At 47.3% G+C, this 18,251-nt stretch carries 20 protein-coding genes; 13 read left to right on the top strand and 7 right to left on the bottom strand.

The window, feature by feature from the left end; all coding sequences use genetic code 11:
- Nucleotides 1-2: 2 nt before the first annotated feature.
- The 3 genes from NG795_RS01020 to NG795_RS01010 form a co-directional block, all read right to left on the bottom strand.
- Nucleotides 3-956: an SPFH domain-containing protein gene (locus NG795_RS01020; RefSeq protein ID WP_367286815.1), complete on the bottom strand. Its 954-nt coding sequence runs from the start codon at nt 954-956 to the stop codon at nt 3-5.
- 103 nt (nt 957-1,059) lie between these two features.
- Nucleotides 1,060-1,533 carry an NfeD family protein gene (locus tag NG795_RS01015; RefSeq protein WP_367286814.1) on the bottom strand — a complete coding sequence of 158 codons (474 nt, stop codon included), beginning with the start codon at nt 1,531-1,533 and terminating at the stop codon, nt 1,060-1,062.
- 17 nt (nt 1,534-1,550) lie between these two features.
- The gene (locus NG795_RS01010) at nt 1,551-1,787 is read right to left on the bottom strand and encodes a hypothetical protein (RefSeq protein WP_367286813.1); all 237 of its coding nucleotides are present in this window, start codon (nt 1,785-1,787) and stop codon (nt 1,551-1,553) included.
- Nucleotides 1,788-1,809: 22 nt separating this feature from the next.
- Here NG795_RS01010 and NG795_RS01005 point away from each other — a divergent pair, with 22 nt between their 5' ends.
- Both NG795_RS01005 and NG795_RS01000 read left to right on the top strand, forming a co-directional pair.
- Nucleotides 1,810-3,729 (top strand): protein phosphatase 2C domain-containing protein, encoded by a 1,920-nt coding sequence (locus tag NG795_RS01005; RefSeq protein ID WP_367286812.1) that lies wholly within the window; start codon nt 1,810-1,812, stop codon nt 3,727-3,729.
- A gap of 177 nt (nt 3,730-3,906) precedes the next feature.
- Nucleotides 3,907-4,131 (top strand): ferredoxin-thioredoxin reductase variable chain, encoded by a 225-nt coding sequence (locus NG795_RS01000; protein WP_367286811.1) that lies wholly within the window; start codon nt 3,907-3,909, stop codon nt 4,129-4,131.
- Between the two features lie 82 nt (nt 4,132-4,213).
- Here NG795_RS01000 and NG795_RS00995 read toward each other — a convergent pair whose 3' ends face one another.
- Nucleotides 4,214-4,441 (bottom strand): hypothetical protein, encoded by a 228-nt coding sequence (locus tag NG795_RS00995; RefSeq protein ID WP_367286810.1) that lies wholly within the window; start codon nt 4,439-4,441, stop codon nt 4,214-4,216.
- Between the two features lie 348 nt (nt 4,442-4,789).
- Nucleotides 4,790-5,584 carry a YdcF family protein gene (locus NG795_RS00990; RefSeq protein WP_367286809.1) on the bottom strand — a complete coding sequence of 265 codons (795 nt, stop codon included), beginning with the start codon at nt 5,582-5,584 and terminating at the stop codon, nt 4,790-4,792.
- 84 nt (nt 5,585-5,668) lie between these two features.
- On the opposite strand from NG795_RS00990, the gene NG795_RS00985 reads away from it, so the two are divergent.
- The 5 genes from NG795_RS00985 to NG795_RS00965 all read left to right on the top strand — a co-directional run bounded on the left by NG795_RS00985 (nt 5,669) and on the right by NG795_RS00965 (nt 10,701).
- Entirely contained in the window at nt 5,669-5,800 is a 132-nt protein-coding gene (locus NG795_RS00985) for a hypothetical protein (protein ID WP_367286808.1), read from the top strand.
- 161 nt (nt 5,801-5,961) lie between these two features.
- The gene (locus NG795_RS00980; RefSeq protein ID WP_367286807.1) at nt 5,962-9,567 is read left to right on the top strand and encodes a PAS domain S-box protein; all 3,606 of its coding nucleotides are present in this window, start codon (nt 5,962-5,964) and stop codon (nt 9,565-9,567) included.
- 283 nt (nt 9,568-9,850) lie between these two features.
- Nucleotides 9,851-10,195, top strand: a complete 345-nt coding sequence (locus NG795_RS00975; protein ID WP_367286806.1) for a DUF6883 domain-containing protein — start codon at nt 9,851-9,853, stop codon at nt 10,193-10,195.
- A complete protein-coding gene (locus tag NG795_RS00970) occupies nt 10,192-10,416 on the top strand; it encodes a DUF4926 domain-containing protein (RefSeq protein ID WP_367286805.1) in 225 nt (74 codons plus the stop codon). Before NG795_RS00975 ends, NG795_RS00970 begins: the two co-directional genes overlap by 4 nt.
- 69 nt (nt 10,417-10,485) lie before the next feature.
- Complete coding sequence (locus NG795_RS00965; protein ID WP_367286804.1) at nt 10,486-10,701, top strand: transcriptional regulator; 216 nt, start codon at nt 10,486-10,488, stop codon at nt 10,699-10,701.
- Nucleotides 10,702-11,020: 319 nt separating this feature from the next.
- On the opposite strand, the gene NG795_RS00960 is transcribed toward NG795_RS00965, so the two are convergent.
- Nucleotides 11,021-12,325, bottom strand: coding sequence for a family 10 glycosylhydrolase (locus tag NG795_RS00960; RefSeq protein WP_367286803.1), 1,305 nt, complete (start codon nt 12,323-12,325; stop codon nt 11,021-11,023).
- A 292-nt stretch (nt 12,326-12,617) separates the two neighbouring features.
- On the bottom strand, nt 12,618-13,658 hold the full coding sequence (locus NG795_RS00955; RefSeq protein ID WP_367286802.1) for an adenosine deaminase: 1,041 nt from the start codon (nt 13,656-13,658) through the stop codon (nt 12,618-12,620).
- 213 nt (nt 13,659-13,871) lie between these two features.
- Between NG795_RS00955 and NG795_RS00950 the strand changes: the two genes are divergently transcribed.
- The 6 genes from NG795_RS00950 (at nt 13,872) to NG795_RS00925 (ending at nt 18,177) form a co-directional block, all read left to right on the top strand.
- A complete protein-coding gene (locus NG795_RS00950; protein ID WP_367286801.1) occupies nt 13,872-15,200 on the top strand; it encodes an adenylosuccinate synthase in 1,329 nt (442 codons plus the stop codon).
- Nucleotides 15,201-15,403: 203 nt separating this feature from the next.
- Complete coding sequence (locus NG795_RS00945; RefSeq protein ID WP_367286800.1) at nt 15,404-15,628, top strand: hypothetical protein; 225 nt, start codon at nt 15,404-15,406, stop codon at nt 15,626-15,628.
- A gap of 4 nt (nt 15,629-15,632) precedes the next feature.
- Entirely contained in the window at nt 15,633-15,839 is a 207-nt protein-coding gene (locus NG795_RS00940) for a hypothetical protein (RefSeq protein WP_367286799.1), read from the top strand.
- Nucleotides 15,839-16,201, top strand: a complete 363-nt coding sequence (locus NG795_RS00935) for a hypothetical protein (RefSeq protein ID WP_367286798.1) — start codon at nt 15,839-15,841, stop codon at nt 16,199-16,201. Before NG795_RS00940 ends, NG795_RS00935 begins: the two co-directional genes overlap by 1 nt.
- Before the next feature lie 121 nt (nt 16,202-16,322).
- Nucleotides 16,323-16,934 (top strand): 50S ribosomal protein L25/general stress protein Ctc, encoded by a 612-nt coding sequence (locus NG795_RS00930; protein ID WP_367286797.1) that lies wholly within the window; start codon nt 16,323-16,325, stop codon nt 16,932-16,934.
- Nucleotides 16,935-17,190: 256 nt separating this feature from the next.
- Complete coding sequence (locus NG795_RS00925; protein ID WP_367286796.1) at nt 17,191-18,177, top strand: adenosine kinase; 987 nt, start codon at nt 17,191-17,193, stop codon at nt 18,175-18,177.
- Nucleotides 18,178-18,251 lie beyond the last annotated feature (74 nt).

Raw genomic sequence — 18,251 nt, 5'->3', positions numbered from 1 at the left:
CCTTACCGTTCTTGTTCACTCACAATCGATCGCATTCCTTCCAAGGTGGCGGGAATGGTGCGCGGGTCCATAAACATCACTTTACTGCTGTCACTCGCCCCAATTTTTAACCCCATTTCCATGTATTGTTGAGCGACTAAAAACTGTAAAGATTCCCGAGCATCGGGGTTATCTTTGAGGGTTTTTGTGATAATTTGCAAGGCTTCTGCCGTCGCTTGCGCTTTCAAAACTTGCTCTTGGCGGACTGCTTGCGCTTTTAAAACAATCGTCTTTTGTTGCGCTTCCGCATCCAGAATTACTGCTTTTTGACGCGCTTCTGCATCTAAAATATGCGCCTCTGCTTTGCCTCGGGCACTATTAACTGCCGATTCCCGTTCCCCTTCTGAGGTTAAAATAGTGGCCCGTTTACGACGTTCTGCGGCCATTTGCAATTCCATCGAATCTTGCACCGCTTTAGAAGGAACGATATCCCGCAATTCTACCCGAGTGACTTTCACCCCCCAAGGGTCGGTGGAAATATCCAATTCTCGCAATAAAATCTCGTTAATTTCTGACCGGGCGGTAAAGGTTTCATCCAGTTCTAACTTACCCATTTCTGAGCGAATTTGAGTTAGGACTAGGTTCACCATTGCAGACTGGAGATTCTCTACTTTATAGTAGGCTTTTTCCATGTCCATAATCCGCCAGTAAACCACCGCATCCACACTAATCGAAACGTTATCGCGAGTAATACATTGTTGAGGGGGGATGTCTAATACTTTTTCTCGAATCGTTCCTTTATAAACAATTTTGTCCATAAAGGGGGTGAGTAATCGCAGTCCCGGTTCTAGTTTTCGGCCATTATATTTTCCCAAAGTTTCAACCAAGGCTTCATTCCCTTGATTGATAATTTTGACACTACCGGCTAGGGCAGAACCGCCGAGGGCCAAAAATATAATAAAGATAAATTGTTCCACCGTAAACCTCCAATTTGAAGTTGAATCTGGCTAAAATTGAAACCATTCACTTAGGAAAAAGGTAACCCTCAAGTTAACCCAATCACCTCTGAATCCATTAAGTTTATGAATGCAACAGATGCTCCGGAATAACAATCAAAGTATTCCCTTGGCGTCCGACAACAAAGACAGGTTGATGGGGGGCGATCGCCTCTTCGGGATCGGAACATTTAGCCCGCCAAGAGTTCCCATCGTAGATTACCCGTCCCGCCTCTCCCGGAGGAATTGCCGTTAAGGTTTGCGCCTCTTGTGCCTCCGCCAGAGAGGGGGGTACTTTTTGCTTGGACAAAAACCGCCTAAAGAGGACAATAAAGACAGCCGAGAGTCCCACCCATAACACCACCTGAATCAAAAAATTGGGGATAAATAAGGAGAGTCCGGCAACAATTAAGGCACTGACTCCGGGCAGAAATTCCACAAAGGCAGTGGGGAGAACCAGTTCCATCACACAGAGAATGATGCCAACGGCTAACCATAAAACCGCCGGATTAAGCTGGCTGAAAAACAGGAGAATGGCAGAGATGGGGTCAAGTGCCATAGCGTCTTCTTCCAAGGTTAAGATAGATTACGAGATTGTGTTCCGGTCGCGATCGCCGATTGGAGTAGGTTCGGGATAAAATTAATGGGGTCTTCCTCGCCAATCCACCGACCCCAGGTCCATCCAGTCCCAAAAATCTCGCCATTGGCGTTCCCCGACTGGCGGCACGGTAACGGTCGAGGCTGTTTGGAGTAGCTACAACCAGTGTAGGCTGGCTTTGGACCGATCGCCAGGAACGATCGACATCTTTTCATACTGTCATTGCACGCAGAGATTATGAGCAGTTCTGAGCCACTCTATTGTCCGAATCCAACCTGTACCCAGCCCGAAAACCCGGTGGGAAATCGGTTCTGTGATGCTTGTCAAACCCCCTTGCTGTACCGCTACTTGTGGGCGGTGGGTTCCGCAGCAGCGGGGTATCCCATTGGCGAACTCATCGGCGATCGCTACCGTGTGGTGAGTCCCCAAATTTGGCTCGATATTCAACCCGCCTTGGCCCCTTTCGTTCCAGAGACATTACCCGAGGCGATTTTGAGCTACCTTCAATTATATCCCCATCGCCTTCATATTCCCGAGGTCTATGGGTTTTGTCCCCTCGGAGAAGGATCCAACGCCCCCAATCTGTTATTACTCGATAATGTCCCCGTCGATGGCAATACCGCCACCCTTTATCCGGGAATGTTGGAACTCTGGCCCCAGAGTCCCCCAGTCCGCCAAGTCTATTGGTTATGGCAAATTCTGCAACTCTGGAAACCCTTACTAGAATTGGGCGTCGCCTCTAGTTTACTCAAAGCCGACAATATCCGGGTCCAGGGGTCGCGAGTCTGGTTGCGAGAACTCTATGGCGATGCCAGTTTAATTACCCAACCGGATTTACAAGATTTAGGGTATCACTGGTTAACTTGGGCGGGAAAAGTGGCCGCCCCAGTGGGCGATCGCCTCCAAGAGATTGGTAAACAAATGCGGCGTCCCAATGCTGAATTCCAGGCGATTGCCCCCCAAGTCAACCAACTCCTCCTCGAACTCACCGCCCAATTACCCCTCCGTGTGCGCGTCGCCGGAGTTAGCGACTCAGGACCCAATCGCCACCATAACGAAGATTCCTGCTATCCCACCCTCAATGACATCGCCCAAATCGATAAACCCCATACCCATCCCCTCCTCAATCACTTAGCCGTTGTCTGTGATGGCGTCGGAGGACATGAAGGGGGCGAAGTCGCCAGTCAACTGGCCGTCCAAGCCCTGAAACTGCCCATTCAAGCCCTGATGCGGGAAATCGCCGAAGAACCGGGCCTCGCCATGCCTGAAGTCGTCAGCGAACAACTAGAAGCCATTCTGCGCGTGGTCAACAACACGATCGCCGCCCAAAATGACAAACAAGGACGGGCTTCCCGGCAGCGCATGGGGACAACCTTAGTCATGACCCTGCAACTCCCCCAAAAAGTCACCACCGCCAGTGGTCAAGAATTTGCCAACGCCCATGAACTCTATGTGGTTCATATTGGCGACAGTCGCGCCTATTGGATTACCCCCAATTATTGCCAACAACTCACCGTAGATGATGATGTCGCCTCCCGAGAGGTCCGCCTCGGTCGCGCCCCTTATTCCCAAGCCATCCGTCGCCGCGATGGTGGGGCGCTCACCCAAGCCCTAGGCACCCGGGAAGGGGACTTATTGCGCCCCCAGATTCAGCGGTTTGTCGTGGAAGAAGATGGGTTGCTGCTACTCTGTTCCGACGGATTAAGCGATAACGATCGCGTGGAGCAATTTTGGTCCGATTGCGCCCATGACTTGTTTAGCGGGGCAATTTCCGTAGAAACAGCGGCCCAATGGTGGGTAGACCTTGCCAATGAAAAGAACGGCCATGATAATGTTTCTGTGGTCCTCTCCTATTGCCGCATTTCCCCGGAAAAACTGGTCCTGTTCGACCCGAATCAACTCCCTCCTACGGGATTATCCGAGGATGAACTCTCCGATGCGTCTAAAGCTTTACTTTATGAAGAGGAAGACCCATCCCCGGGCCGTCGTCGCCAGTCCAAGGGCGATCGCACCGGATTAACTCTTTCCCAAACCATCGCCCTTCTAGTCGCTGTGACCCTCATCAGCGCAGCCGTAGGCTTTGCCGCCTGGTGGCAAATCGACTCAGCAGGACTCACCCAACTCCGCGAAAGAATCTTCCAACAACAACAAGAATAAAACACCCATCCCCCCTATCTCCCCATTCCCCCATTCCCCAAGCACAAATGACCAATGACCAAGGACCAAGGACCAAGGACCAAAGGGAAACGCTGTTTGATAAGATACTGAAACCCTGCACTTTTGGTCCGTGCAGTCGGTAAGAGAAGAGAAGCACATTAGAATTAACAGAGATCTATGAAAGTTGGCGATCGCGTCCGCATCACACAGTCGGTTATCGTTTACCACAGCCCCGAACATCGCAATCAACCCTATGATGTCAAGGGTCAAGAAGGCGAAGTCATCGGCATTGTTACGGAATGGCAGGGGAGACCCGTGAGTGCTAACCTGCCAGTCTATGTTCAGTTTGACAAAAAGTTTAAAGCCCATTTCCGCGAAGATGAGATAGAAGCCATTGAATAAAAGCTCAACTGACTCGGTGTAAACTCCGCTGACTGATTAGCAATTAGCGGTCTTGCTAATTGCTAATTGAAAACATCACCTATTATTTTCGCCGGGTAAACCAGCCGAGAATATTAATATCACCTCGCATTTTTTTAACCTCTTGGCGGTGACGTTCTGCGGTCTGATAGTACCACTGACAATACCCCTCAAAGGCTTGTCGATATTCTAGTTCGTGATAAAACTCCCGCGTGACTTTTGCCGATTCTAAATTTTGAGCCACATCTTGAGGAATCGGTGCACTTTGGGGAAACTCGTTGGGAAGCATCATAATTATTTTTACCTAAATCTTTTTTTATCGCCCCAGAGTTCAATTCAGGGAAATAGAAACCGAGATTCTGTTCTAATGGGCTAGAAAAAATGCCTGAATTTTATAAAACAACCCGCTTTCTGAGCTCCATCCCGATCCTTTAGGGCGTCGGTACTTCATTGGTTAGAAACGGGGTTTCTGGACAAAATTTTTGGAACTTCGTAACTGACTTGGAGGTAGAAACCCGGTTTCTTGTCCCTGGAATCTAAAAGGGTACCGATGCTCTAGGACAACTGCTTTTGATTCTAACATCTGCCTCAAAGGACCGGGAGGGGGGCAAATTTCGGCAATTTCTGAGAATTGGCAGCCTTATAGCCAACCTCTGAGACGATAGATGAGGGTGCCAATATATTCTTTGAGAGATTGGGTTGTTTGTTGGAGGCGATAGGCATCGGGGAGAATGTTCAGGGTCACGGATTGCCAGGATTCGGAGAGTTCATCGCTTTCCTGTTGGGAGACGAGAAAATCCGTGGGTGCCGGAATGGCATCGATGCCTTGACGTTGGAAGATCCGCAGCGATCGCGGCATATGGGTGGCGGAGGTGACGAGTAAGATGCGCTTTTCAATATTTCGCGCTTCTAGGAGTTTGCGGACTTCCACGGCATTTTCATAAGTATTTAGGGAGTTGGATTCCAGGAGAATCGCGGAAGTGGGAACCCCCATTGCGGCTACAATGTAGGCCATGTCTTCTGCTTCCGGGGGGCCTCCGCCTTTCCAGTCAATGCGACCCCCGGAGAGAATGACTACAGGTGCTTTTCCCCGGTTGTAGAGTTGGGCCCCATACAGGACGCGATCGCCCGCTTCACTGACATCCACCCAGGGACGAGGGTAAATTGCCGGTTTGATGCCGCCGCCTAAGACAACAATTGCCGCTGCATTGGGGAGTTCCCCAGAGGGTAAATTCTGCCATTCTAGGGATTGGGCGATGCCGTTGGCAACCCATCCATTACTACTCAGAAGCAAAATCACCAACGCTGAGGCGATCGCCACCGATGCCCATTTTGGACGTTTCCATAGAGTGACTAATGCCACCAGCATCAATAAGCAACTGAGTCCGAGGGGGTAAATGAAGACGGGAAGCAGCTTGGAAAGAAATAAAAACATTCTAGTCAACCCAACAGGTCAAACGGGAACTCTTAGAATAGGGTAGCACCAACCACCTCTTTGATTCTGACTCAGGGAGTGTGAATGAACCCCTTTTTAGGTTCCCAGGCGACTGTCCTGAATCGAGGGGGGAGTTCTTCGGCATCACAATCAATGGAGAAAAGAGGCGATCGCCAAGCTGTCTCTTGGTTCTGCTATACCCGGGTTCATCTCTAAAAGCGCCTTGCCGGTAAATCTACCGGGGGAGGTCCCGCAGCGATCGCCTGCCTCTATTGGATCGATTCATGACCCCAGTTAGGTCCCTTCATCCATCGACCTAATCCCTAGAGTAATGGTTCATCTATTTCCCTTTATTTTTATTCTTCGTTCAAAAAAAGATGAAGTTACAAACAAAATTAGTTTCCAGTTTTTTGGGGTTAACAGCCATTGTCGCTCTTCTGGGCATTAATTATGTCAATTCCAACCAAAAAATCACTAGAAGAATTGAGGAAATTTCTACTCATGAAATTCCCCGAATCGTGGCCCTGGAAGAAATAAAAGCAACTTCTCTGCGGATGATCACTGAAGTGACCTCCTATGCTCTACTCCAATCCGAACTAGAGGGTTTGGGTGAAAACCAGAACAATCCCCCTAGTTTCGTAGGGGGAGAATCCACGGAATATCAAGAAGCCTATCAAACTCTACAAACATGGATTGTTAAATTAGAGCAGTTAACCCCCCACGGTGAAGAGGAGCAAGCTTTCCTGGAAGAGGTGAAGCAAGTCACCCAAGAGATTGACCGAATTGCCCAAGAAATTATTCAATTAAAGTCTCAAAATATAGCGGATCCGGTTTTTAGCATTTATCAAAAATTAGAAGAATTAGAAGAAGTTTTTGTACAACAATTAGATGCTCAGACAGCCCTCTCTATTGCTCAGCTTAAAGAAGAGGAGAGATTGATTATAAATCACACGGCTCAGTCCAACTTAATTAATATTGTTTTAATTGTTTTAATCGCGTTTTTAGCCATTAGCTTGGGTTTGTTGTTAGCCGAAAATATTGCCAAACCGATTATCAAGCTCAAAAATGCAGCCCTTGCCATCGGGGAAGGTAAATTAGATGTCCGCGTTCAGATCAACAGCAGCAGCGAAATTGGCATTTTAGCGGATACCTTTAATAGCATGGCAGAAGAACTCACAAAAAAAACCGTCTCCAAGCACTATGTTGATAATATTTTTAAATCACTGATTGATTGTTTAATTGTTTTAAACCCCGATGGAACAATTCGAGACTTTAATTTTGCCACTTTATTCTTGCTGGGATATGAAGACGACACCGAACTGTTAGGACACGCTATTACCCTGTTTTTGAAAGACCGGATTACCTATGATGAATTGGCAACTAAAGCCGGAATAGCCAATAGTTTAATTGGTCGGAAAGAAGTAGAGTTTTTGAGTAAAAATGGGGAGACTATCCCGGTGTATTTTTCGGCGTCCGTGATGCGAGATCAAGGAGGTTCTATTGAGGCGATCGTCTGTTTAGCCCAGGATATTCGCGAGCGAAAACGCGCCGAATCTGCCCTGAAAGAAAGCGAATATCGCTATCATACGTTGGCATCGATTTCCCCGGTGGGAATCTTCCGCATGAGTCAAGCGGGTCAATTTTTGTATTTGAATGAGCGCTTATCTCAAATTACCGGACTCACTGAAAACCAAGCTAAAACTGGAGATTGGTTTGAGGCGATTCATCCGAGCGATCGCGATCGGGTGTTCCAGGAATGGCATCAGTCTGTAAAAGAGCAATTACCCTTCCAATCTGAGTTTCGGTTTTTAGATGAAAATGGCACCGAACGCTGGGTTTGGGGCCAAGCTATCTGCCAACGCGACAAAGACTGTAACGGCAGCGATTATGTGGGAACCATTGCGGACATCACCGAACGCAAGCGGATGGAGGAAGCCCTCCAAGAAGCCAATGACGAACTAGAAACGCGGGTTCAAAATCGAACCTTTGAGTTAAGGCAAGCCTTGGAACAATTGCAACGGGAATCCCTAGAACGGAAGTTAGTCGCGGAGGCATTACATCAAAGCCAAGAACGCCTCAACGGCATCTTACAGTCCATCGATGATGTCGTCTGGTCCGTTTCCGGAACCACCTCAGAAGTGCTCTATTTGAGTCCGGCAGTGGAAACCATATACCAAAGACCTTCCTTAGCCTTTTTTGAAAACTTCAATCTCTGGCAGGAAGTGATTTATCCCCAGGATCGGTCCGTGGTAGATCTAGCTTTTAAAAGTAGTCTGGAAACCGGCAGTACAGACTTAGAATATCGGATTGTGAGACCCTCGGGAGAGGTTCGTTGGTTGCGGCAACGCACTCGGTTAGTACGCGATCGCGAGGGCAATCCCCTCCGAATCGATGGCATCGCCAGCGATATCACCGATCGCAAACAAGCGGAGGCCAAATTACGCAAATCCGAATCACGCTATCGGAAACTCGCCAAACAAGAAGCCTTAATTAACCGCCTCACCGACCAAATCCGGAACTCCCTAGAAATCGATACCATTCTGGAAACTGCTGTGAGTGAAATCCGGTCCTTATTGCAGGTCGATCGCTGTTTATTTATCTGGTATCGTCCCCAAGGGTCAGGAAATATCAATGCTTCTCACAATGGCTCAACTCCTACTCTCTCCCCTTGCTGGGAGGTGGTCAAAGAATCTCACAATCCGGACTTAACCAGCCTCTTAGGGTACTATCCCACAGATCCAGAAAGTTGCCTGATGGCTAAACTCTTGAATCGGGAAACCATTCAGGTAGACGACGTGAGGCAAAGCCAAAATCCCGACTACCAGAAATTACAAACCGCATGGGGTTATCAAGCCTTTGTGGCGTTACCGATTCAAACCTTGAATGGGGAAATTGGCTTAGTTAGTTGTGGTCACTGTCAGGGTCCTCGGCGATGGAGCGATCGCGAACTGTTACTCCTCAAAGCGATCGCCAATCAAGTGGCGATCGCCATTTCCCAAGCCGAATTATACACCCGCGCCACAGACTCCGCCCGCCATGCCCGCGAAAAAGCCCAACAACTCCAACACACCTTACGAGAGTTGCAAAAAACCCAAACCCAACTCATCCAAACCGAAAAAATGTCCAGCCTTGGTCAAATGGTAGCGGGAGTTGCCCACGAAATCAATAATCCCGTTAGCTTCATCTATGGAAATATCGAACCCGCCACCGAATACATCCACAACTTACTCCATTTATTAGAATTATATCAAACCCACTATGCAGAACCCGTCCCCGAAATCCAAGAAGTCATCGAAGATATCGATTTAGAATTTATCATTGATGACCTTCCCAAACTTTTATCTTCTATGAAAGTCGGAGCCAACCGCATCCGCGAAATCGTCCTTTCTTTGAGAAACTTCTCCCGGTTAGATGAATCGCAAATGAAATCGGTTAACCTCCATGAAGGCATCGATAGCACTCTCTTGATTTTACAAAATCGCCTCAAAGCTAAACCGGGACGAAGTGAAATTAAAATTATTAAAGAGTACGATACATTGCCCCTAGTCGAGTGCTATGGCGGTGAACTGAATCAAGTCTTTATGAACCTGCTGAGTAATGCGATCGATGCCTTAGAACGACCCCTACAAAAAAATAACTCAAAACAAAATACAGCCCTGGTACCCAGCGTCACCCAGACCGAAGTCGATCCCGCCATAGCCCCCCCAAATTATGCCCCTTACATCCGAATTCAAACCACCCGCCCGGGGAAAAACCAAATTGAAATCAGAATTTCCGACAACGGCACCGGCATGACAGAGCAAGTCCGACAGCGCATATTTGATCCATTTTTCACCACCAAACCCGTCGGTGCCGGAACCGGATTAGGCTTATCCATCAGCTATCAAATCGTCGTCGAAAAACATCGCGGAAAACTTGAATGTTATTCCATCCCCGGACAGGGAAGCGAATTTTTGATTTCCCTCCCCATTCATCCCGAATAAATGGCCAGAGTTCCGCACTCCATCCCCCGTCAATTCACGCGCTATCCTCTCAGTCCGACTCTCAAAAATTGACAGAGAGCGGGACAAAGGGATGAATGATCTGCGTTACTCTTGCACGAAAGTAAGAAGTGAATTATGATGATAATCATTGAAAATAGAAAGATTAAAGATGGATTTAGCGCTTCAAAAACCCAGTCCCAACGCATCTTTTCAGCGGTCCGACTTTTCTTGATTTGGTCCGCTTACCTCAATAAACTAAAGGCGCAATCGTTTATTATCTAATATGCAACTCCCTAATGCTCAATCTGCATTTATCGATCTGGATAAACTGCGAAACTATAGTCTCAACAGCGAACATCATCGCGGCAAACACAAAGCCCGCTTATTTGCGTCAATGTTAGGATTAACCTGTGACGATGCGGAAGAATTACAATATCTCTTAGCCGAAGCGGCCCAGAACTATGATGCTGTCCCCACGGAGAACGATCAATATGGACAACGCTACTGTATTGATTTTGCAGTCACGCGCCTAGGTCAAACTGCGACCATTCGCAGCACTTGGATTGTCCGCATCTCGGAAACATTTCCTCGCTTAACCAGTTGTTATATCATCAAAACAAAACCATGACTCTAACTCTCGAAACTTTCCAACTCTGTGATGTGATTGCTCTTTTAGAAGCCATCCCCGAACATCACTTAATTCCCGGTCAAGTGGGAACTATTGTAGAAGAACTCGCCCCCAATGTTTATGAAGTAGAATTTATTGATGATGAAGGGCAAACCTATGCGATGCTTCCCCTCCAGGTTCATCAAATTCTGCGGCTTCACTATTCTCCGACTCAGCAATAAGTCAAATATTCAGGAGAGAGGGTCAGTCAGTTTGGACCCATGCAGAATATAGTAAGGAGAACTGGAAAAATGACGAGTGGTTTAAAGAATCCTAGCCGTTACTACTTAGAACTCATGACAGCATTTCCCCCTCGCCCTATCACCAATGAGGTTGAATACCAAGCTACGCAAACCCAGATTAACAAAATTTTAGATCAGCCAGAATTAAACGCGGACGATCGCGCCTACCTGAAAATACTGGGTTTGACCATTTACGACTATGAAGAACAAACCGAATCGTTTTGATGGTTTAGTTTCCAAGGTAAACCCTGACCGGAATTGTCTCCACAAAATTCTATCAGAATAGGTGGCAGCAGCAGAAGAAAACCCGGAGATTGAAAGTCAATTGATGTTTAAGAAAAAAGCACCATTCTCAACTCCGGCGGGGGATAAATCGATTGGCGGCCTGTAGAGGCGCTTCGCGAAGCGCCTCTACAGTCGGTTGAAAACCGACTAAAAACCCCACAGGATAAGGCTTTCAGTCGGTTTCAACCGACTTAAGCTGTTAGGCGGGGGATTTATCCCCCGCCGGTTGGTGCAACGAGTGCAAGATTTCAGATTTATCCTACTTAATCTTAGCCGTCAAACGCTTAACCTCATCGGCCATTTTTTCCGGTTCTCCTGACAGCGGAAATAACAAAATATTATCCACTTTCGGATTCCTGACTAATTCTTCTAAACGGTTAAATTGTCGTTCGGTAATTGAAATCCCATCGTAAGCCTCTACATAGGGGAGTTCTTGCGCGAAATTTTCATCGGCATAGACTTGAATAAACACGCGATCGACTCCCCAGTTTTCCCAATCTGCTGCAAAGTAGCGTTTGGCCCAATAGGGATTATGATGACAAATGTCAAAACTCACCGATGGATTGGCGGCTTTTGTTGCTGAAATCGCTTTCTTCACAAAGTTGGTTAATTCCAGGGTGCGATCGACTTGTCCCGCTAATTCGGCATGATATCCCAAATAATCATCCCACTGCACCGCATCAATTTTGGGATATTTTGTGACAAACTCCACCAAAATATTGGTGAACAATTCCGCAACTTCCGGAACGCCAACATTCAAAACATAATGGTCAACGCCGGGATGGGTGCGGTCCACTCCCGGAACAATCCATCCCCGCTGAACGGCTAAATCGAATGCTGGACTATTTTCATCTATTTTAATACCTTTCTCAAAATAAGCATGGACTTCCATGCCATGTTTATGCGCTTCGTCTATTAACCAATCCAGCCATTTATCCTCAAACTCATTGGGACAACTCTCATAGCCAAATTTTGCCTGCATAACTGCACTGTTGTACATGGTGCAAGCATTCCCCCAGACGCCATGAATCAGGGTATTAATCCCGCGATCGCGATAATACCTGACCCTCGCTCTAATCATTTCTTCCGTTGCATTATTAGTGATTTGGTAGCGACTAAAATAAATCCCTCGAATCGCTTTTTTTTCCCAAGGACTTTGAGGATTGGAGGGGGTTATGGGATTTTCGGGTAAATTACCTGGGGGTTTAATTTCAGCCGTTGGCGGGGGTGGAGAGGGATTAGAAATTGGCGCTTGGGGTAACCGGGGTGGTGGGGGTGGTGGCAGTTCTGGAGTTGGGGTTGCCTCGGGCAAAGTCTGAGTTATTTCCTCTGCATCCGCTGAATCAAACCCCTTCAGAAAGGGAATTTTAGCTTGTAAATCTTCGGGAATAAATTGACCGATTTGCGAAGGAATATTTTCTCGGACATCCTCGGGTATCAATCGGCTGATCAAATGTTCTCGCTGAGTGAATAAAAAATAACTCCCCCCTAAAAATAGGAGAATTACCGAAAACGGAATGCTTGCACATCCACATCCACTGGGTTCTTTCTTTTTCCGGGGCATAATCTATGAACGAGTTAGGTTCGAGTTAAGGGATTGAGTTTTAGAGCGTCTGATTTTATCTCAGGAGGGTTATGATTAAGGGGTGATTTTACTAATTTTTTGGAGGACTCCCTTATTTTTAATAATAAGAGGCCGATCGCTACTTTGTCAAGATGGACTTAGACCTTAGCAGATTAGGCGAATCACCCAACTCCGTAAATCTACTCACCGGCCCACAAAAAAGCCCCTGTCGGGGCCTAATTTATAAGGATTACACCCATGATTTAGGGGAAATCCTGGATGATAATTTACCCTAACCCACGGGCATGACTGGCATAGATTCTGGTTTCAACAAATCCGTTAACATTTCGGCTGGAGGTTGCTGATAAGGCCATGCAAAGGCATGACGAAATGCGGCTTCCTGACAGGCTTGCATCTGGCGAAAATCAATAATATCCTGAGTTAATAGACTTTCGTACTCAAAGGGTAAGCGCATATCATGTAATCCAGCATTATCCGTACAAATCGCAATATCAACCCCGGCCTCAAAGCAGCGGTCAAAGATGATTTTTAGGTCTTGGATATCCTGGAGGGTTCCAGTTTTAAAATAAGTGGTGGGACAGACTTCTAAACATTGTCCGCGACGGGCGACTTCGGGTAATAATTCCGGATGTTTTAAGGGAATTTGAATCCCATGTCCGATTCGCATTAAGTAGGGGAGGAGTTCCGGATGGCATCCGTCGGGGGTTTCGTAGAGGTGGCCGGTGGTATTTATACCCAGGTTACGGGCGTATGCGTAGAGTTTGACAAATTCATCGAGGCGATCGCCATAATGATTGTCCCCTCCCGCTACATCGATCGCACAGACATACTGCGGCATCTGACTCGCCAAGTCCACGATCGCCCGATTCACCTCATCCGGCAGGCGCGAATGCATACAAAGAATTTGGCGAGTGACGATGGGATATTCCGGTAACTGGGACGCCTTGCCGACAACTTCCACAATCTCTGCCATGCGATCGATCCGCTGAGATTGACTCAAATCATGAGGGGTCCGCAGGTATGGGGTATAACGCAGTTCTAAATAGGCCAGATTTTCAAAAATATAGGCCCCCCGAATCAACCGATAGATAAAATAGGGGAGAGTTTCAACGCTTTGGACATTTTCAACCAGGGTGTGGAGTTCTAAATACTCATCAAGGGTATCCCGGGGTTTGGTGTAAAACTCTTCAAACCCAAGATATTCGGGAAAGCGCAGCGCCAGTTCGCGATCGTGGCGCTGAAAATATCGCCATAGAACCCGAGGCACCACCGAACCTCCTAGATGTCGGTGCAGTTCAGCATATAAAGCCACAGCAGCTTCTCCTCTTGTGGATGGGTGAGGGGTCAATGAGTTCGGAGAGCTAATTAGATCTAGACTATCGAAAAGATGCACTCCGAGTCAAGCCCATTACGTTATATTTTAGTGTGGTTTTTTGGAAACGGAAATTTAACAAAAATTTATTTGACAAGTCGGACGGTACTTGGAGATAATTGTGGATTGTGTAAACTTTAGCAAAAAAGACCCTTGGCTAACGTCGTTGTAATCGGTGCCCAGTGGGGCGATGAAGGAAAAGGCAAAGTTACCGATCTGTTAAGCAAATCGGCAGATGTTGTAGTCCGTTACCAAGGGGGGGTCAACGCCGGTCACACGGTAGTAGTCAAGGACCAAACCTTCAAACTGCACCTGATTCCCTCTGGTATCCTTTATCCAGAAACCGAATGTATCATTGGTTCGGGAACGGTAATCGATCCAAAAACTTTAATTGAAGAACTCGATCGCCTCGAAGCCCTCAATATTTCTACGGAAAATCTGATGATTTCCCAGACGGCTCATGTGACGATGCCGTACCATCGCCTCATCGATCAGGCATCGGAGGAACGTCGGGGAAACCACAAAATCGGCACAACCGGGCGCGGAATTGGCCCAACTTATGCCGATAAATCCGAACGGATTGGGATTCGGGTTTTAGATTTAATCGATCCCGAGGGGCTGCGCAAGCAACTCAATTGGACGATTAATTATAAAAACGTGATTTTGGAGAAATTGTACGATCTGCCTCCCCTTGACCCGGAGGAAGTGATCCAGGAGTATGAGCAGTACGCTCAACGTCTGCGTCCTCATGTGGTGGATGCCTCCCTGAAAATTTATGACGCGGTACAAGAAAAGCGCAATATATTATTTGAAGGGGCGCAAGGGACCCTGCTGGACCTGGATCATGGGACTTACCCCTATGTCACCTCGTCGAACCCGGTAGCAGGTGGGGCCTGCGTGGGAGCCGGAGTCGGTCCGACGATGATCGATCGCGTGATTGGTGTGGCGAAAGCGTACACGACGCGGGTGGGTGAAGGGCCTTTCCCCACAGAAATGACCGAGGGAATCGGCGATATTCTGTGCGATCGCGGAGCAGAATTCGGGACCACCACGGGCCGAAAACGGCGCTGCGGCTGGTTTGATGCCGTCATCGGTCGCTATGCAGTCCGCATTAACGGCATCGACTGTCTCGCCATTACCAAACTCGACGTTTTAGACGAACTCGACGAAATTAAAGTCTGCGTTGCCTACCAAATTGATGGCACTCGCTGCGATAATTTCCCCAGCAGTTCCCGTCTGTTTGCGCGGTGTAAACCCATTTATGAAACCCTTCCCGGTTGGCAGCAATCCACCATGAACTGTCGCACCTTGGAAGACTTACCCAAGCAAGCCCTAGACTACCTCAAATATCTAGCCGAATTGATGGCAGTCCCGATCGCCGTCGTCTCCATTGGGGCCAGTCGTGACCAAACCATCATCGTTGAAGACCCCATCCACGGACCCAAACGCGGTCTTTTAGATGCCAACGGCACTCCCGTCTAAGCTCAGGTTTGACATCCTGAATGGGGAAATTTAAAATACATTAAAAGGGGGGACTGTCCCCCTTTTTCTGTTAGGGGCAGTTCTCCAGATTATAATTCCTGGGGGATTAACACCACCCTTTCCCCCGAGTAACATGGGTTTCATGTCTTGATCGTTTCCATCTATTGACAATATTTTTTAAATTTCAAAGGTACATCATAAAAATGGCAAATCAAGGATGGGAAACTGATGAAGATAGAATGATTCAGAAATTGACCGTTCACAAAAATTTGATTACTGGGGTGATCCAACAATTAGAAAAAGAAAATATTTCCTGTCAAAGAACAACGGGAAACGACCGAAATGGCGATATTTTGCTGATTAATCCAGATCAGGCTCCCCGCGTCCAAGAGATAATTCGGGGGATTAACAGACAATTTAATGGATAGAGGGATGCCCTACATCGAAATCAAGACTAAAAAAACTATTTATCCAGGAGAAGCGCAGAAAATTATTAATAAAGGGACAATCATCGCAGTGGTGACCACCGGACGCATTTCACCGAATGCCAAACAATTATTCGATAAAGCGCAAATAGCTTGGGCTGAGAATGTTCCAGAAAGCGAGTTTATGGAATCAGAATTCCAGGAGGAAAGCTAATGTTAGATATCAGCTTTTACACAGAAGGGCAAGAACCACATACGATAGAGATGACAGAAAATTTTTTTGAGTGGTTGGCTCATACGAACTTTTCCAGGATAGGCAAATCTCACCCGACGGTGATTAAAATAGAAGAAGATAAAGAAGAACTGCTGTTGATTAAACTCGATCCAGAAAATCGCCAGCTTCTCAAGTATTTTCTGCGGGATGCGATTATCCTAGAAAGTGAAAAAATCATTGAAAACCTGGGAGATGATCCGTCCAAAGAGGAGTATCAAAAACTGACCTATCCTCTGAAAAAGCTGCATGAATTACGCCGCTGTGTGGAAAACGAAACCTACCAATATCTCCAACGGGCTTGAATATCTGTCCCCGCTGTTGATAGAATAGGAGGTTGCAGCGTTTTTCCCGGACCCTCGGGTGAAACCGTGAACAACGTCCGATCCATCATTAATCGCTAACCCCTAACGAGTAACACCTAAAATGACAGTCATCGTTGAATGCCAAAAACGCCAGGAAGGAAGCAAACCCAAGGCCCTGCGACGGGAAGGATTGATTCCGGCGTCCCTGTATGGTCATCAAGGCAGCGAATCCATTGACCTGACGATTCCCGCCAAAGTCGCTGAGAAATTGCTGAAAGAAGCCTCAGTGAACAATACCTTGGTGGATCTCAATATCCCCGATCTTTCCTGGAAGGGCAAAACTATCCTCAGAGAAGTTCAAACTCATCCTTGGAAATCAACCTCTGTTTACCACATCAGCTTTTTTGCGGTGTCGGCAGGAACCAGCTTGGATTTGGTTGTGCCGCTACATTTGGTGGGAGAACCTTATGGGGTCACCCAGGAAGGGGGCGTCTTAGATGTGGTGATGACCGAACTCCCGATCCAATGCACCCGGGACAATATCCCGGATTCCATTGAAATTGATATTACCCACCTCAAACTGGGGGATGCTTTGCACGTGAGCGAACTTCCGTTATCGGAAGGGGTAAGCGCTCATGTGGAAGGCGATCGCATCGTCTTGACGATTCTCCAGTCCAGAAATACCGAGAAATCCACCGACGAAGAGAGTGCGGAGGAAGGAGTCACTGCCTAGTTTGATTCTAGTCTGTGATCCTAGGCGAGTCCCGGGGACTAGAGATTCCTGTCCACAGGTAACGGTTTTATCCGCCAAGGCAGGCATACCCGGGGCGATCGCATCCTTTCTCTGGGTTCCGACAATCCAACCTCTGATTTTATAAAAGGAAAAAGGCAGGCAGGTTACTCCCTGTTGCCTTTTTCCTTTTTGCTTTGTATCGTAGGGCTTAAGCCAACATTTATTGTCCTGTATCGTCGTAAAAACTAACAAATTCATGAGCAATTATCACGTTTATGGTATCGGCAATGCTTTGGTGGATATAGAATATGAAATATCCCCCGAACTCATGGCCCAGATGCAAATCGATAAAGGAGTCATGACCTTAATTGAGGAAGATCGGCATCATTCCCTTCTGGAACAATTCAGCGATCGCCCTTGTAAAAAAAGTTGTGGGGGTTCTGCCGCCAATACCATTATCGCCGTCAGTCAATTGGGGGGCAAAGGCTTTTATTCCTGTAAAGTTGCCCAGGATGAAACGGGTACGTTCTATCTGGAAGACCTCCTCCGCAACGGCGTAGAGACAAATTTACAAAATCAAACTCGACCGGAAGGGGTAACCGGAAAATGTCTGGTATTCGTAACTCCTGATGCCGATCGCACCATGAATACTTATTTAGGGATTACCGGCAGTTTTGGAACAACGGAACTGGTTCCGGATGCAATTGCGGCATCGGAATATCTCTACATCGAAGGCTATCTCGTCAGTTCCCCCACGGGACAAAAAGCGGCGATTAAAGCCCGAGAAATCGCCAGTCAATCCGGAGTTAAAACTGCCCTGTCTCTCTCGGATATCAATATGGTGAACTTTTTCAAACAGGGTTTGTGGGACATAATTGGACCCGGACTAGATTTTATTTTGGCCAACGAAAGTGAAGCCTTAACAATGGCTGAAACGGATACCATTGATGAGGCAGTTGCCCATTTAAAAACCCTCGCCAAACGCTTTGCGATTACCCTGGGTGCGAAAGGGTCAATCATTTTTGATGGGGAAAAACTCATCGAAATTCCGGCAATTTCCGTGCAGGCGATCGATACCGTGGGCGCGGGAGATATGTATGCCGGAGCCTTTTTGTATGGAATGACTCATGGCATGAGTGATGCCGAAGCGGGACAATTAGCGGCGAAAGCAGCAGGGCGGATTGTTACCACCTACGGCCCTCGGTTATCGAAAGAAGAGACGCGATCGCTCCTAGCAGGATAATAGCGAAAGCAGGAGGGATGAAGTGGAAAATTTCATCCTTCCGCTTTCCATAAGCCGAATTTATGACAATGGAG

Origin of the sequence: Laspinema palackyanum D2c, from assembly GCF_025370875.1 — a bacterium.
Taxonomy (GTDB): domain Bacteria; phylum Cyanobacteriota; class Cyanobacteriia; order Cyanobacteriales; family Laspinemataceae; genus Laspinema; species Laspinema palackyanum.
This window is presented reverse-complemented; position numbering and strand designations above follow the sequence as displayed.

Bases quoted from the DNA above. Each gene is read 5' to 3' on its own strand.
- NG795_RS00935 (WP_367286798.1), top strand. From the start codon at position 15,839: ATGTTAGATATCAGCTTTTACACAGAAGGGCAAGAACCACATACGATA.
- NG795_RS01000 (WP_367286811.1), top strand. From the start codon at position 3,907: ATGAAAGTTGGCGATCGCGTCCGCATCACACAGTCGGTTATCGTTTAC.
- NG795_RS00930 (WP_367286797.1), top strand. From the start codon at position 16,323: ATGACAGTCATCGTTGAATGCCAAAAACGCCAGGAAGGAAGCAAACCC.
- NG795_RS00970 (WP_367286805.1), top strand. From the start codon at position 10,192: ATGACTCTAACTCTCGAAACTTTCCAACTCTGTGATGTGATTGCTCTT.
- NG795_RS01005 (WP_367286812.1), top strand. From the start codon at position 1,810: ATGAGCAGTTCTGAGCCACTCTATTGTCCGAATCCAACCTGTACCCAG.
- NG795_RS00925 (WP_367286796.1), top strand. From the start codon at position 17,191: ATGAGCAATTATCACGTTTATGGTATCGGCAATGCTTTGGTGGATATA.
- NG795_RS00990 (WP_367286809.1), bottom strand. From the start codon at position 5,584: ATGTTTTTATTTCTTTCCAAGCTGCTTCCCGTCTTCATTTACCCCCTC.
- NG795_RS00975 (WP_367286806.1), top strand. From the start codon at position 9,851: ATGCAACTCCCTAATGCTCAATCTGCATTTATCGATCTGGATAAACTG.
- NG795_RS00945 (WP_367286800.1), top strand. From the start codon at position 15,404: ATGGCAAATCAAGGATGGGAAACTGATGAAGATAGAATGATTCAGAAA.
- NG795_RS01015 (WP_367286814.1), bottom strand. From the start codon at position 1,533: ATGGCACTTGACCCCATCTCTGCCATTCTCCTGTTTTTCAGCCAGCTT.
- NG795_RS00940 (WP_367286799.1), top strand. From the start codon at position 15,633: ATGCCCTACATCGAAATCAAGACTAAAAAAACTATTTATCCAGGAGAA.
- NG795_RS00995 (WP_367286810.1), bottom strand. From the start codon at position 4,441: ATGATGCTTCCCAACGAGTTTCCCCAAAGTGCACCGATTCCTCAAGAT.
- NG795_RS01010 (WP_367286813.1), bottom strand. From the start codon at position 1,787: ATGAAAAGATGTCGATCGTTCCTGGCGATCGGTCCAAAGCCAGCCTAC.
- NG795_RS00985 (WP_367286808.1), top strand. From the start codon at position 5,669: ATGAACCCCTTTTTAGGTTCCCAGGCGACTGTCCTGAATCGAGGGGGG.
- NG795_RS00960 (WP_367286803.1), bottom strand. From the start codon at position 12,325: ATGCCCCGGAAAAAGAAAGAACCCAGTGGATGTGGATGTGCAAGCATT.
- NG795_RS00980 (WP_367286807.1), top strand. From the start codon at position 5,962: ATGAAGTTACAAACAAAATTAGTTTCCAGTTTTTTGGGGTTAACAGCC.
- NG795_RS00965 (WP_367286804.1), top strand. From the start codon at position 10,486: ATGACGAGTGGTTTAAAGAATCCTAGCCGTTACTACTTAGAACTCATG.